The sequence below is a fragment of the Halomonas sp. MMSF_3323 genome (assembly GCF_030733595.1).
Lineage (GTDB): Bacteria > Pseudomonadota > Gammaproteobacteria > Pseudomonadales > Halomonadaceae > Halomonas > Halomonas litopenaei.
Genome location: NZ_JASHIT010000006.1, coordinates 80,987 through 95,943, shown reverse-complemented (window position 1 = coordinate 95,943; position 14,957 = coordinate 80,987). Strand labels below are relative to the sequence as shown.

Here is a 14,957-nt window from a genome sequence, read left to right as displayed (position 1 = left end):
TGCAGGAAGCCCACCCATGACCCACTCACCCCTGGACCCGGTGCTGGTGATCTACGCCGGCGGCACCATCGGCATGATCGAGACCCCCTCAGGCCTCGCCCCCGGCCCCGACATGGAAGCCCGGGTGCGCGACGCCCTGGCCACACTACCCGACGATCGCCGAACCGCTCTGCCACCCTTTACCTGGATCGAGGTCGACCAACCCATCGACTCCAGCGGCGCCCGTCCCGAGGACTGGGCCCGGCTGGCCGCGCTTGTCGCCGAGCAGGCCAATCGCCATCGCGGCGTGGTCGTGCTGCACGGCACCGACACCCTGGCCTGGACCGCCTCGAGCCTGGCCTACCAGCTTCAGGGCATCGATCGCCCGGTGGTGGTGACCGGCTCCATGGCGCCGCTGGCCCAGCAGCACAGTGACGCCCTGTACAATCTCGAGAGCGCGCTGCGCTACGCCGCCATGCCTGAATTGCAGGAAGTGGCGGTGAGCTTTGGTGACAAGCTGCTGCGGGGCAGCCGGGCTCGCAAGTGGCACACTCGCGAGCCGAATGCCTTCGAAAGCCCCAACCTTGACCTGCTGGGGAAGCGCCACGGCAACGACTTCCGGCTGCATCGCGAGCACAGCCTCGAGGCTACGCAGCGCGGCGCACCCCGCTACGAGCTCGGCGACTATCATGGCCTGGGGGAGCAGGTGGTGCGGGTGGTCCTGTGGCCGGGCATTCAACCCTGGCAGCTGGCGGCCTGGCTGGGTGATGACCGCGTCAAGGGCGCCCTGATCGAGGTGTGGGGCGGCGGCAATGTACCTGACGACCCCGAGCTTGGCGCCGTGCTGGCAGAGGCCAGCGGCCAGGGCAAGCTACTGGTCGCGATCAGCCAATGCCCACACGGCACCATCGACATCGGACACTACGCTGCCGGCAAGATGCTGGCCGACGCCGAGGTGGTATCCGGCGACGACATGACCCCTGAGTCGGCCTATACCAAACTGGTGCATCTGCTGTCGCTGCCCCTCTCGCTGGAACAGAGACGTCGGCTGTTTCGAACCCCGCTGGTCGGAGAACGAGGTTGACATCCCGCAGGTCACAGAGCAATTTTATGCTCTATTGACACTCAAGGGGCCATGATGGAGTAAGGTTAGGGAGTCCCCGTCATGACAAGGAGTTGCTCATGGAACACCCGGATCATCCCTTCAGCGAGTTGTTTGAACAGCTGGGCCTGGCTTCCGAGCCGGAAGCCATCAAACGATTCATCGATCGCAACTCGCCGATTCCGGAGGGGGTCGAACTGCCCGATGCGGCCTGCTGGAATGAGGGACAGTCGGAATTTCTGCGCGAAGCCATCGAGGCCGATGCCGACTGGGCCGAGGTAGTCGATCATCTGGACGCTTCACTGCGCAAACCCTAGGGCTTGTGTGAAAAGGGCTTGTGCGAAAAGTGCCTGCGCTTGGTAATACGGCGTTAAAAATCGGGTCAAGACGCTCATTTACACCTCGTAAACTGCGCTTTCTCACCGATTTTTGCCTTGTCTAACCATCGCTCGTCGACTTTTCGTATAAAGCCTGGCGCTCGTCTGAAAAGTAGCTGCGCTCGTCGACTCTTCGGACAAGTCCTTTACAAGCTGCGCGAGCCGCTGATGTCGGCGGCTCGCGCCACTATCAGGCCGATGGATCGGCCCTGACACCAATCGCACAACGACAATCGATGGCCTTTTCGACGTGACCTGTCTTCCCCCTGATATCGAAGCGCGGCTCGAGCCCGCCACGCGTCTTCCCTCTCTGCCTGCCGTGGTATCCGAGCTGCTGGTACTGGCGAGCAATCACGACGCACCGCTGACCGACTTCGCGACCCTGCTGTCCCGTGACCCGGCCCTGTGCCTGCAGCTGCTGCGGCTGGCCAACAGCCCCTACTATCGCCGCGGTTGCGATCCCGTCATCTGCTGCGAGCACGCGGTGACACGCCTCGGTATCGATGGCACCCTCACCGCGCTTTTGGGTTTCACCCTGGTGCGCGACGCGACCCGCGGCCCCCTGGCCGACTATTGGCGACGCACCCTCGCAGCCGCGCACTTGATTCCGGCCATCGCCAAGGTGGTGAATCCCCGCCAGCCGGGCGAGCTGTCGACGCGCGCCCTGCTTCGCGAGGTCGGGGTACTGCTGCTGTACGCGTTGGACCCGAACTACTTCGATCTGACCGCCCAGGCCGCCACCCGCGAACAGCGCCTGGCTCTGGAACACCGGCATCTTGGCTGCGACCGCGATCAGGCGTCGAGCTGGCTGGCACAGCGCTGGCAGCTGCCCACCAACCTGTTCCTTCAGCGCCCCGTCGAGCCGGAAGGCCAGCGTCACCACGAATGGCTCGACGGCCTTTGCCTGGAGCTCGCCGACGAACTGGCCGGATGCTGTCTGGACGACGACAGCGACGCCATCCCCGCCGTGCTTCATCGTTTTCAGCAACGCATGAACATGGACGGCAATGCCCAGGCACGTCTTGTCGATGAACTCGCGAGTCGCCTTGAGACCTTGCCGGATTTTCTCGCCACCACGCTGTCGGCAGAGGAGGATATCGAACGCCTGCTGGTCGCCGGCAAGCAGCGCCTGCATGGGCTGACCATGAGCCTGGCCGAGCGGTTGCACCATCGTGAGGACCAGCTAATTTCGCTCCAACGCGACAACGAGGCGCTGGATGTGCGCGCCAGCACCGATGCCCTCACCGGTCTTGCCAATCGCGCCGCGCTGGAACGGCGCCTCGAGGAGATGCTCGAGGACGCCCATGCGCGAGACAAGCCGCTGTCGGTGTTGTTTCTCGATCTGGATCACTTCAAGCCGCTCAACGACCGCTACGGCCACCGACTCGGCGACATCGTGCTGGTCAATGTCGCCGCTACCCTGCGTGACGCCATCCGTGAGTCGGACCTGGCGGCCCGCTACGGCGGAGAGGAGTTCGTCATCGCCCTGCGGAACACGCCGGAGCCAGGAGCTTTGCGGGTCGCGCAGCGGCTACAGCAGTGGCTTGCCGAGCAGCCGATGGCCCAGGTCGACCAGCGCCCCCTTTACGTCAGCGCCTCCATCGGCATCGCCCAATGGCAGCCCGGCATGGACAGCATCGACGCAGCGTCGCTGGTGGAAAAGGCGGACCTGCAGATGTACCAGGCCAAGCAGGCCGGCCGTGCCCGCATCAGTCAAGCTGAACAACTGCAGGAGCGCGCCGGGGAAACACCCTGAAGCAGCACTTGATCAGAACAAGATCTCTGCCAGACGCCGCAGCAGTAGACGCCAAGGCGCTCGCTAGAGACGCGCCTCGACCCGCTCCAGGATCTGGGCGCTGACCTTGGCGACCAGCGGGCGAGCCGCGCGATTGACCGCCTTGGCGACCAGCCGATTGCGGATCTGATAGTCGACGATCAGGCTGACCGCGGTACCTTCATCGACCGCTTCGAGTTCATAGCGGCCCTGATTGCGCACACCGTCGATCGACTCCCAGGCCAGTCGGCTGGGTGGCGACTTCTCGGTTACCTGCACCTCGAAGGTCCAGTCCATGCCGACCGCGTGGACATGCCAGCGATAGCGATCGTCCCCGAGCGGCTCGATCTCGGTGATCAGATCCGAATAGTCGGCGAAATCCTCGACCTTTTCGAGCAGGGCGAAGACGCGCTCGGGAGGCGCGGGAAGCGTGGCGCTGTGTTCGATGGTGGGCATGGCCAGACCGACTCCTTGCCTGAGGGATGCTCCAAGGTAAGGCTGCTACGGAGCCTAGCATCCCGGTTCCCCAGGCCCTTGTAAAGACGTGCCTATCATCAGGCTGACGGCAGGTCCCGCAGCAACAGAGCGAACTCGAACTCGTCGGGCGACAGCGCCTTCCCCGGCAGCTTGAGCCTTACCCGGTGACCGTCCCCGGGCGCCACCTTCAGCGAGCTGCCGTTGCCCGCCTCCATCGCCTCAAGGGTGAAACGACGGTTGCCGGAGGGCAGCATCAGCTCGAGGCAATCACCGACCTCGAAGCGGTTCTTGACCTCGATGTCCAGCCAACCTGATGGCGCTTGCTCCAGGATCTGGCCGACAAACTGCTGGTGAACGCCCACCGAGTGTCCACGCTCGTAATTCTGGTACTCGTCGTGGACGTGGCGTCGGTAGAAGCCTTCGGTGTACCCCCGGTTGGCCAGGTTTTCGAGCTCATCCATCAGCCCCATGTCGAAGGGCCTCCCGGCCACGGCGTCATCGATGGCACGACGATAGACCTGGGCGGTACGTGCTACATAGTAGGGCGACTTGGTCCGCCCTTCGATCTTCAGCGAACTGACCCCCATCTCGGCGAGCCTCGCCACGTGCTGGACGGCGCGAAGATCCTTGGAATTCATGATGTAGCTGCCGTGCTCGTCCTCGAACACCGGCATCAGTTCGCCTGGCCGCTGTGGGTCCTCGATCAGCGCCGAGTTCTCCTCCCGGCCCTGTGCCACGTCCTGCGCCGGGATCAGATCGCCACAGGCGTCAGTGCCGGCCGGGTGGGTCCGGTAGTTCCAGCGACAGGCGTTGGTACAGGTGCCCTGATTGGGGTCGCGCCGGTTGAAGTAGCCCGACAGCAGACAGCGTCCGGAATAGGCGATGCACAGGGCACCGTGAACGAAGGTCTCGATCTCCAGGGTCGGGCACTCGGCACGGATCTCGGCGATTTCCTCAAGCGACAGCTCTCGCGACAGGATCACCCGAGAGATACCCTGGGACTGCCAGAAGCGAGCCGCCGCGTGATTGACCACGTTGGCCTGCACCGACAGATGTATCACCTGGTCAGGCCAACGCTCTCGCACCATCATGATCAAGCCAGGGTCGGACATGATCAGCGCATCCGGCCCCGCCTCGACGATCGGTGCCATGTCCTTCAGGTAGGTCCTGAGCTTGGCATTGTGCGGAGCGATATTGGAGGCCACGTAGAAGCGCTTGCCACACGCATGGGCCTCAGCGATGCCTCGGGTCAGGTTGTCGAGGCCGAAGTCATTATTGCGTACACGCAGTGAGTAGCGCGGCTGACCGGCATAGACCGCATCGGCGCCATAGGCGAAGGCGAAGCGCATATGCCGGTAGGTGCCGGCCGGTGACAGTAGTTCAGGGGCATTCATCCAGGCGTCTCTCTCGTGGGCCGGGCTTTGGCCAGGGTTAAGCCGGGCAGACAGCAGTAAACCGCGCAGCCTGCCACAACCGCGAGCAACGGACGTTGACAAGGAGCAAGTCGCCGGCATCAACGCCGCACTGGTGTTGCCGTCCGGCTTTCGTTACCCTTGTCGCGCCGGACCGGACCCCGGCCGCTGGCGATTCTTGTCGCCACCCCAAATTCTCCGAATCGAGACCCCCTTCATGAGCACGACTTCCCGCTCCACCGTGGTGATCTACTCCGGTGGCATGGACTCTTTCACCGTACTTCATCGCGCCTTGCACGAAGGCCTCGAAGTTCACGCCCTGTCATTCGACTATGGCCAGCGCCACGCCCGCGAACTCGAGGTGGCCCGCCATGTCTGTCAGGAGTTGAAGCTCCCTCATCAGGTCGTCGACATCACCGCCATTCATGGCTTGATCGACAACTCTGCGCTGACCGACGCCAATCGCAAGATCCCTGGCGGTGACTACGCCGAAGACAACCTCGCCGCCACGGTGGTCCCCAATCGCAACATGGTGCTGCTGTCGCTGGCCATCGCCAAGGCGGTGAATATCGGCGCCAGTCGCGTCGACTACGGCGCCCACGGCGGTGACCACGTGCTCTATCCGGATTGTCGTCCCGAGTTTGTCGAGCAGATGAATGCGGTAGCCGCCATCGCCAATTTCTCGCCGGTAGAGATCCACGCACCCTATCTACGGTCCAGCAAGAGCGAGATCCTGGCCGACGGACTGTCCATGGGACTGAACTACCGCGACACCTGGACCTGTTACGAGGGCCGGCGCCTGGCCTGTGGCCGCTGCGGCAGCTGTCTGGAGCGGCTCGCCGCCTTCGCCGACCAGGGTGTCGAAGATCCGTTGGCCTACGCCGCCAATACCCGGCAGGAGCCGGCGATTGCACAGGCAGACCAGGGCGGAGCGCACCAGGATGTATAGCGTCAAGGAAGCCTTCTATACCCTTCAGGGAGAAGGCGTACAGGCCGGCCGCGCCAGCGTCTTCTGTCGCTTTGCCGGCTGCAATCTTTGGTCGGGTCGCGAGCAGGACCGCGCCAGCGCCCAGTGTCGCTTCTGCGACACCGACTTCGTCGGCACCGATGGTCAGAACGGCGGACGCTTTGCCACCGCCGGCGCCCTGGCCGAGCACATCACCCGCTTGTGGCCACACCCCCACGAGGGTGTCACGCCCTACGTCGTGTTCACCGGTGGCGAGCCCCTGCTGCAGCTGGATGCCGCCTTGATCGACGCGGTGCACGCTGCCGGCTTCGAGATTGGCGTGGAGACCAACGGTACTCTGGCCGCGCCGGACGGTATCGACTGGCTATGTGTCAGCCCCAAGGGCAATGCGCCGCTGGTGCAGACCCGCGGTGACGAGCTGAAGCTCGTCCATCCCCAGACCGACGCCCCGCCGGAACGTTTCGAGGGGCTCGACTTCGACCATTTTCTGCTGCAGCCGATGGACACCTCCGGGCTGATGGCCAGCGACGCTCGCAAGGAGCCGCTCTCAGCCACGGTAGAGCACTGCATGGCGCATCCACGCTGGCGGCTGTCGCTGCAGACCCACAAGATCGCGGGGATCGACTGATGGCACTCTTTGTACGACGACTGACACATCTCGACGTATCGCTGTGGTGTCCCGATCGTGGACTGATCGGCGCAAGCTGGCTGGTCGATGTCGAACTCGATGGAGAGCTCGGTGAAGACGGCATGTTGTTCGACTTCGGCGAGGTCAAACCCTGGATCAAGGCGCGTCTCGACGGTGGCGCCGATCACACCCTGCTGGTGCCTACCGAAGCCCCTGGCGTCAGCGTCAGCGAGTGTCGCGAAGGTATCTGCGTACGCACCACGACGCCCTACGCCATGGAGGTGCGCGGGCCCCGCCAGGCCTTTACCCTGCTACCCTGGCGCAGAATCACCCCCGAGGCCATGGCCGAGCACCTGTCACGCCAGTTGATGCGCCAACCGCCCGAGCGGGTATCCAGCATCGAACTGCACCTCGCCGATGAGACCATCGATGGCGCCGCCTACACTTACAGCCACGGCCTTCGCCGCCACGCCGGCAACTGCCAGCGTATCGCCCACGGCCACCGCTCGCGGCTGGAAATCGTTCAGCGCGGCGTGCGACAGCCGGAGCTCGAGCGCCGCTACGCCCGCTGGCTCGACGATACCTACCTGGTGGACGAACACGACCTGAAACAGCTCCTGGGCGACATGCTGCAGTGCGGCTACCGCTCGCCCCAGGGCCTGTTTCACCTGCGCCTGCCCCGCGAGCGCTGTCACATCCTGCCCGGCGCCACCACTGTGGAACGCATCGCCCAGTGGCTGGCGGCGACCGTCGCCCGGGACACCGGAGAGGACACCGCGGTGCGCGCCTATGAAGGCGTCGACAAGGGCGCCACGGCAAGAAGCCCCGGCGAACGGTCTCGATAACTTCTCGATAACTTCTCGAGATCGGCAAGAGTGACCGACCACCGAGACAACCAAGCGCATTTGAAGAATGCAATGAGCCAACCAACGTCATGAGCGAACTGATCGCCTCCTCCTCGCCGCACGAGGCCCACACAGCGACCGGCGAACAGGGCTGCCGCCCCGGCTGCGGCGCCTGCTGCATTGCGCCATCGATCAGCTCCCCGATTCCCGGCATGCCAGCGGGCAAGCCCGCCGGCATCCGCTGCGTGCAGCTCGACGACGACAACCTGTGCTGCCTGTTCGGCCGACCCGAGCGTCCGGCGGTGTGCGAGCGCTTCGACTACGATGCCGATATCTGTGGCAGCCATCGAGACCAGGCGCTGGCCAATATTGACGAACTCGAACGCCTGACCTGAATCGGGCTGACCTGAGTTGGGCTGAGTTACTCCGAGTAGCCGTCGCTCAGCGTCTTCTGCACCGGTTGTCTATGTTCAGGCAACCCTCATTTCCGCGCTCCCTACTGACGCCCTCTCCACTGCCTCCTCATCAGTGATCCACCAACAAGAAAAGGCCGGGCCACCCAAAGGTGGCCCGGCACTCTTTATGACACTCCGGGCTGTATAAACCCCAACCCAGGTGGTGACGGCACTAAACTATTCCACGTCGAGCTGCCCGTTATTGCGCAGCATCGTCAGGAAGGCCTCCGACGACTGACCCTCCATGCTGACACCGTCCAGGGTAATCTTCTGGTCGGCGTTGCTGTGCTGGACGTCGAGCCCGCCATCGCTCTTGATGTAGAGCACGGTGTCTCCGTTCTCCTCCTGGGCAAAGATAAAGCTGTCCAGCGCCGACTGATCGGGATCAGTACTCGTGGAGTCAAAGTCGTTGAGCAGATCCCCCAATGCCAGCTTATCGGCCTCTGGGTCCATGCTCAGAGCCGCATCCTTGACGTGGAAATCACTGACCGTATCGTGGGCGGGGTCCGTCGTACTACCGACATCACCCAGACTCCACTGGAAGGTGTCGGAACCGAGCCCACCAAGCAGAAGATCATCGCCAGCACCGCCAATCAGCACGTCGTCCCCGCTGCCCGCGAAGAGCTGATCGTTGCCTTTTCCACCATCGATGCGATCCTGACCACCGTCGTTACTGCTGTCACCCGACAGGGCTTCATAGTTGTCCTTGATAAAGGCCAATATCTCTTTCTGGGTCGGCTCTGTCCCGCTGTTCTGAGTGGTCAGGTAATCGACCAGCCCGGCGTAGCCACTACCGGCCTCACCACCGACACCCGCAGGGTCGATCTGATCACCAAACAGCACGTCATCACCCGCGCCACCATCCAGGCTGTCACCGCCAAGGTCCGCCGGCTGATCGAAGGACGACCCTCCGTCCAGCGCCGTTGCAAACTCCTCGGCAGAATTGACGATGGCCACCTCACCAGCCGGTACAAGCTGGTCGTCCGTGTAGCTGTAAAGATCGAGTGAGATGTCATGAATAAGCAGTGAGAAGAAGTTCCCTGCAGCGTTCTCTACTTCGAACTGCAGCCTGTATGTTCCTCCTTTCAACCCATTTGCCATAATCTGAGTCGAACTACTATTGATATTGCCCGACGGCAATATTGGCAGCGAGGTGGCGACAACATCCCAGCCGCCCTCCTCATTTTGCATTTCCAGTGACCAAGAGAATCTGTCGCTTGGATTCCCTTCCTTTTCGAAATCGTTGGGGGTGTCGGTCACGTAGTCAAATGACAAGGTATAAAACCGATTGGCACCAGCAGGTTCTTCCAGGACGATAGCATCACTGGTGGCGACAGTACTGCCATCGCCAGTGCCACTGTCTCGAACTCGCAGATAGGTGCCGACCGGGGTTCTATCAATGGCTATGTGGCCATTGGTTGTCTCCACCGACCAATTATCGATGGAAGCGAGTCTTCCCGTGTCACCCGTGTCAAAAGTGGCAAGCATTTCCGTACTGCCTACCGAAGCCCCGGATTCCAGAGGAATCGGCACCATCTCCAACTCACCATCTGCCGTGTTGTCGAAAATCTTCAGAAAATCGCGACCTACATCATCACCTATCCCGATCGCCTCCACCCGACTGATGGCGGCCAGAGGTTTGTATCCTTCAAGCGCATTGGTCACATCCTTATAGGTGGTAATATTCCCCGCATCACTGACACCAATTTGACCGTTGTAATTGTGAGAATTAGGCTGACCATCCGTCATAAAGTAGGCAACGTTATTGAAACCGCTCCGACTAACATCCGTCACCCACTCAGTAGCGGTAACAAAGGCTTGCTCGAAATTGGTGCCAGAAATAATCGCTCTACTATCCAGAAATTCATTGACGTCACCCATATCTTCAGGTGAGAAATCATTGAATGCGATCGAAGGCGAATACTTCCCGCCGAACGCCACGATCTGGACATGGATTGTCCCCTCAAAATCGGCAAGTTCGGTAAGCTTGGCACGTATCGCCTCGATCGCCACCTTGAAGCGTGAATTGCCGTTTTCCAACACGGCGCCCATACTCGGCGAAACATCAACAATAAAGGAAAGGTTGTAGTCCTTGGCAGGTTCAAGCACGGAATGCTTCCCGCCAGCGTCACCTAGAACCACATCATTACCACTCCCACCGGTGATGCTGTCATCGCCACCGCCTCCGACGAGTAACTGGTCATCATCCGGCAGTGACAGGGTCAGGGAGCCATCGGCAGTATCGCCGTCACCATCCGTTCCGGCCAGTGACAAGGACAGCGCAGGATCTTTCTCCGCCTCGGAATAGGCGAAGTCGCCGACCGAAAATGGCCTTGTGCCGTCCAAGCCACGAAACTCGATCGCTTCAAAGGCCTCGCCGGTTGTAAGCACCAGCTGGGCATCGGCGGGAATGTTTCTCACATTGAGGGTGCCATCGGCGTTTTCCTCAATCGTCACCAACGAGGTGATATCCTTGCCGGCACCATTCACGAGGCGAACATCACTTTTCGCAAGTTCCAGCACGTGGCCGCTGACGGCAACCGGATGGCCACTGGTATCGGTACCATCTGGAGCCGAGGCAATCGCTTTGATCCCGACATCCGTCAACGTCCCGTTTTCCGCATTGATAAACTGGCTGAAGTGCGTAATGCCTCGGTGGTTATCCCAGCTTGGTGCGGTGTCAGAAAAACGCAGGTTATCAACGAAATCCAGGCGCACAGCTTCGTCTAGTCCCGTCAGGTCGTCGTGACCCGCGGCTAGTTGCGTATCCCCATCAGTTCGCAACCAGGAGGCCCAGGGTCCTCTATAGGTCCAGGCGGACGCCACGACATCGGCTGCTCCATCGGCACCATCAAAGGCGATAAAACGATGGCCCGACCCGGACCCATCGGTGCCATACTCACGCACTACGTGCTTGCTGCCTTCACTGATTTCCTTGCTGGCATCATCAAATGCCCTGACCCCCTCATCGATGACCTCTACCTCGTAGGTAGAGCCATCCGCCGACAGGCTCACCTTGAAGGCCACGCCGCCACTCGCGGCCTTCGCCTCCAACGTCTTGCCGTCGTCACTCAATTGGTAAGTCAGAACCTCGCCGTTCGACGTGAGCAGCGTCCCGCCATTGACACTCGTGACCTCGGTACCGTTCATTACGTCGCTGAATGTCACTTTACCAATGTCATCGGCACCCGCCTCGAAGCGAACCTCACCCGTCTGGCCAGATTTTAACTGCGCTTGCTCCGCCTCCCAGACAACAGGCGAATCATCGTCAATCTGCACCGACAGCTTGCCCTGGACCTCGCTGCCATCGGCATCGGTCACGGTGTAGCCGATGTCAAACGTCAGGTCGTTCTCGTCATCGCCCGCCGCATGCTCCAGCGCCTGGTGCAACGTTACGGTGTAATCGCCCGTGGCCTCATCGTCCAGGGTGATGGTGATCACAGGTTCTTTTTCGGAGTTGCTATCGGTCACCGTCCCGGTGAGCGTGTGCCCATCAGGGCTGCGCTCAAAGCTCACCTCACGACCGTCCGCTGTCTTGAGGTCGTCGGGCAGACCAGCCAGGTTCCACTGGAAGGCGTTGCTATCGGCGGCGCCATCGTCGCCAAGGCGGTAGCCCAGCTCGCCTTTCACGACGGTGGCCTCTCCTGCCACATCACCACTACCCCCGGCGTTGCCACCGGAAAGCCCGTCTTCGTCGACCGTCGCCGTCGGGCTCTGGGTAGTCGGGTTGTCGCCATCTCCGGGAACGCTGGGCGTGGAGTCTTGCGCCAGGGTCACGCTCAGGGTCCCCACGCTGGTGTCCCCATCACCATCGGTAAGGGTATAACGAATCTCCACCGGGCCCTCGGCGCCGGCATTCGGGGTAAAGGTCACCTCACCGGTGTTCTTGTCGATACTGACGCTGCCCTTGGAAGACGCACCGTCCGCCACCACTTCGGTGGCGTTCGTCAGCCTCCCTCCATCAGCACCCACGGCGTCGTTGGCCAGCACCTTGACCGTCACCGGCTGGTTTTCCTGAGCGGCGCTCTGGGTCACGCTGTCGTCGACTGCCACCGGGCTGTCATCATCGATCAGCACCGACAGCTTGCCCTGGACCTCGCTGCCATCGGCATCCTTCACGGTGTAGCCGATGTCAAACGTCAGGTCGTTCTCGTCATCGCCTGCCGCATGCTCAAGCGCCTGGTGCAGCGTCACCTTGTACTTGCCCTCGGCCTCATCGGCCATGGTGATGGTGATCACCGGTTCTTTTTCGGAGTTGCTATCGGTCACCGTTCCGGTGAGCGTGTGCCCATCGGTGCTTCGTTCAAAGCTCACCTCACGACCGTCCACCGTCTTGAGGTCGTCGGGCAGACCAGCCAGGTTCCACTGGAAGGCGTTGCTGTCGGCGGCGCCATCGTCGCCAAAGCGGTAGCCCAGCTCGCCTTTCACGACGGTGGCCTCTCCTGCCACATCACCACTACCCCCGGCGTTGCCACCGGCCAGTCCGTCTTCGTCGACGGTCGCCTTCGGGCTCTGGGTAGTCGGGTTGTCGCCATCTCCGGGAACGCTGGGCGTGGAGTCTTGCGCCACCTTCACCGTCAATGTCGAAGACGACTTGTCTCCGTCACCATCGGTGATGGTGTAGTCGATCACGGCGTCGCCTTCGAAGGCCCCTGCCGGAGTAAAGGTGATCTCACCGTTGGACGCGATGGCCACCGTACCGACGCCTTCCCCACCCCGGACCGAGGCCTTGGTCAGGATTGCGCCATCATCGCCCTTGGTGTCGCTTGTGCCGTCATTATTGGTCAACACGTTGTAGGTTTTCGCCGTGTTTTCCGCCGTCTCGGTGGTGTCGGCGACCGCCGCTGGTGAGGTATCGAGGATGTTGATCTCCAGGTTGGCGCTCGTGCTATCGCCCTCGTTGTCGGTCACCGTCAGCGCAAAGCTGTCCAGCACCGTGGCGTCATCGCTGTGATCAGCCCTCTCGCCATTCTCGGTGTAGGAGTAGGTGATCTTGCCGCTAGCCGCATCGTAGTCGGTCACCGTGACGCTGCCGTGCTTGCCTTCCACCACAACGCTCTTGGGTGCCCCCGGACCAGTGCTCGCCCCAGTGATATCGACAGTCTTGCCGCTCTGGTCGGTCAGGCTCACCTGCTTGATGCCGGCATCTGCCGCCACCGTCATGCTGCCAGTGACCGTGGCTCCGCTACCTTCCACCACGCTGTGATCGCCGGCCACCACCTCTGGACCGTTCGGATCACTGCCGTCCGGCTCGTTGCCATCAGGCTCGTTGCCGCCCGGCTCGTTGCCGTCGGGAATCTCGATCGTCGGCACGTCGTCGTCGCTGCCGTTGATGGTGATCGTCAGCGTCGCGCTGCTGGTATCACCGTCGGCATCGGTGAGGGTGTAGCTGAAGGTTTCTTTCAGCGTCTGGTTGTCCTTCAACGCCTGAACGTCGGCGTTGTCAGGATCCACGCGGTAGCTCCAGCTACCGTCGTCATTGTGGATGAAGCTGCCATAGCTGGCGGAGGCGTTGCCGGTGAAACCATCAAAGGTCATGCTGTCGGCGCCGGCGCTGTCATTGTCGAGCACATTACCGCTGATGGCCGTCACCGCCTCTTCACCCAGTGCCGCGCTGTCATCGTTGGCGTCGGGGGCGGTATCGATGATATTGATGTCCAGACTCTCGCTGACAGTTTCACCGGTAGAATCGGTCACCACGATGTCAAAACGATCAAACACGCTACCGTCACCAGCCGCGTGGTTGGCAGCCAGTCCATTCTCGGTGTACTGGTAGGTAACGATTCCGCTTTCCGGATTAAAACCGGTAATGGTTAACGTACCGTGCTCCCCTTCAAGCACCAGTGGACTCTCGTCGGAAGTACCTGCGATGTCTCGCCTACCAACACTGATCGATGCGACTCCAGCCGGCGCAGACACAGTAAAACGGCCGGCCACAAACGCCTGACTGCCCTCGACGGCACTGTGGAACCCGGCAGTTGCCCCTCCATCACCGTCTTCAAACTCTATTGACGGAGCGCCCGAGTCGGCATCGCTATCATCCATGTCATCAGCTATACTACCCACCTCCCCGTGCCCAGCCGATTCGACAATGAAAGGATCACCGAAGGAATAGGACTGTGAGCCAGAGGTTTCGGTAATTCTCATCAAACGTACAAAGTCAAACCCATCATGGCTTACCCCCTCCCCACCACCCGCACTGGGCTCCTCGAGCGCTTCGAGAATGTCGGTGGAACCCTCAGCGATCAATTCCAACAGTTTCGAAACATCCTCCCGGCCCAAAAAGTCGACGGAGCTTGCATCGCCCTGTCCCTGCTCTTCGGGCAACGAAACCTGTTGGGCTCCTACGAGGAGGGCCGCGGGTCTACCATCATCGAACTGAAGAGCCACACGCGAATCCTCGGCAGTGACAATGATATCGCCGGCGTTCAGGCTATCTCCTTCTTCCAGAGCGATAACTTCACCATCCGGGCGTTTAGCCCAGGCCTTACCTTGCAGAGAAGTGACGACGACGTTTGTCACAGGCACATGGACCTCGCAATATTCGCATATAAAAGTAATAATATAATCACAAACTAATACGAATAATGCTATCCATGTAACAGGAGGATACACAGTGTACCAATGGACAATAGGACATTAGACATCGAAATGTATCGCCCTGATTTTTCCTTTTTTCTTTGCAGTTGCGGTATTTTCTGCTCTCCGCTGTAAACGGATATGCTTGTTATTGCAGATTTTGTAGGACATTCCTTTCTGTTGTGCCCGATCTAGAACAGCGTGTCACTAGATACTCCGTTGCAAGAGACCGCCGGCTGGAGAACATACAGGAAAGGCGAATCTTTAATAGGCAATTAAAGGCGAAAGGAAAAGGGGCAAAGAACGAAGAAAAAAGGAATCGAGCAGAAATAAAAGTTTCCTTTTGACATCCTGTTCGCAAT

Annotated in this window: 10 protein-coding genes; 7 read left to right on the top strand and 3 right to left on the bottom strand. The window is 61.0% G+C overall.

Translation table 11 applies throughout. From position 1 onward, the window contains the following. The first annotated feature begins 16 nt into the window (after positions 1-16). The 3 genes from RBB39_RS04395 (at position 17) to RBB39_RS04385 (ending at position 3,214) form a co-directional block, all read left to right on the top strand. The gene (locus tag RBB39_RS04395; RefSeq protein WP_045994331.1) at positions 17-1,063 is read left to right on the top strand and encodes an asparaginase; all 1,047 of its coding nucleotides are present in this window, start codon (positions 17-19) and stop codon (positions 1,061-1,063) included. Positions 1,064-1,161: 98 nt separating this feature from the next. Next, positions 1,162-1,398 (top strand): DUF2789 domain-containing protein, encoded by a 237-nt coding sequence (locus RBB39_RS04390; RefSeq protein WP_045994332.1) that lies wholly within the window; start codon positions 1,162-1,164, stop codon positions 1,396-1,398. A 310-nt stretch (positions 1,399-1,708) separates the two neighbouring features. Next, positions 1,709-3,214, top strand: coding sequence for a diguanylate cyclase (locus RBB39_RS04385; RefSeq protein ID WP_045990889.1), 1,506 nt, complete (start codon positions 1,709-1,711; stop codon positions 3,212-3,214). A gap of 63 nt (positions 3,215-3,277) precedes the next feature. Here the strand turns inward: RBB39_RS04385 and RBB39_RS04380 are convergent, their stop codons facing one another. After that, positions 3,278-3,688: an SRPBCC family protein gene (locus RBB39_RS04380; protein ID WP_045990888.1), complete on the bottom strand. Its 411-nt coding sequence runs from the start codon at positions 3,686-3,688 to the stop codon at positions 3,278-3,280. 98 nt (positions 3,689-3,786) lie between these two features. Next, positions 3,787-5,103, bottom strand: a complete 1,317-nt coding sequence (gene yegQ, locus RBB39_RS04375; RefSeq protein ID WP_045990887.1) for a tRNA 5-hydroxyuridine modification protein YegQ — start codon at positions 5,101-5,103, stop codon at positions 3,787-3,789. Positions 5,104-5,338: 235 nt separating this feature from the next. Between yegQ and queC the strand changes: the two genes are divergently transcribed. From queC to RBB39_RS04355, 4 genes are all read left to right on the top strand, one after another. Continuing rightward, positions 5,339-6,070 (top strand): 7-cyano-7-deazaguanine synthase QueC, encoded by a 732-nt coding sequence (gene queC / locus RBB39_RS04370; protein WP_045990886.1) that lies wholly within the window; start codon positions 5,339-5,341, stop codon positions 6,068-6,070. After that, complete coding sequence (gene queE / locus RBB39_RS04365; RefSeq protein ID WP_045990885.1) at positions 6,063-6,716, top strand: 7-carboxy-7-deazaguanine synthase; 654 nt, start codon at positions 6,063-6,065, stop codon at positions 6,714-6,716. Before queC ends, queE begins: the two co-directional genes overlap by 8 nt. Next, positions 6,716-7,561, top strand: a complete 846-nt coding sequence (locus tag RBB39_RS04360; protein ID WP_045990884.1) for a 6-carboxytetrahydropterin synthase — start codon at positions 6,716-6,718, stop codon at positions 7,559-7,561. The genes queE and RBB39_RS04360 overlap by 1 nt, the downstream gene beginning before the upstream one ends. Before the next feature lie 89 nt (positions 7,562-7,650). After that, on the top strand, positions 7,651-7,956 hold the full coding sequence (locus RBB39_RS04355; protein ID WP_083970154.1) for a YkgJ family cysteine cluster protein: 306 nt from the start codon (positions 7,651-7,653) through the stop codon (positions 7,954-7,956). A 237-nt stretch (positions 7,957-8,193) separates the two neighbouring features. On the opposite strand, the gene RBB39_RS04350 is transcribed toward RBB39_RS04355, so the two are convergent. After that, complete coding sequence (locus RBB39_RS04350; RefSeq protein WP_157032926.1) at positions 8,194-14,538, bottom strand: retention module-containing protein; 6,345 nt, start codon at positions 14,536-14,538, stop codon at positions 8,194-8,196. Positions 14,539-14,957 lie beyond the last annotated feature (419 nt).

Coding starts and splice junctions, on each gene's coding strand:
- RBB39_RS04395 (WP_045994331.1), top strand. CDS start 17: ATGACCCACTCACCCCTGGACCCGGTGCTGGTGATCTACGCCGGCGGC.
- RBB39_RS04390 (WP_045994332.1), top strand. CDS start 1,162: ATGGAACACCCGGATCATCCCTTCAGCGAGTTGTTTGAACAGCTGGGC.
- RBB39_RS04380 (WP_045990888.1), bottom strand. CDS start 3,688: ATGCCCACCATCGAACACAGCGCCACGCTTCCCGCGCCTCCCGAGCGC.
- yegQ (WP_045990887.1), bottom strand. CDS start 5,103: ATGAATGCCCCTGAACTACTGTCACCGGCCGGCACCTACCGGCATATG.
- queC (WP_045990886.1), top strand. CDS start 5,339: ATGAGCACGACTTCCCGCTCCACCGTGGTGATCTACTCCGGTGGCATG.
- queE (WP_045990885.1), top strand. CDS start 6,063: ATGTATAGCGTCAAGGAAGCCTTCTATACCCTTCAGGGAGAAGGCGTA.
- RBB39_RS04360 (WP_045990884.1), top strand. CDS start 6,716: ATGGCACTCTTTGTACGACGACTGACACATCTCGACGTATCGCTGTGG.
- RBB39_RS04355 (WP_083970154.1), top strand. CDS start 7,651: ATGAGCGAACTGATCGCCTCCTCCTCGCCGCACGAGGCCCACACAGCG.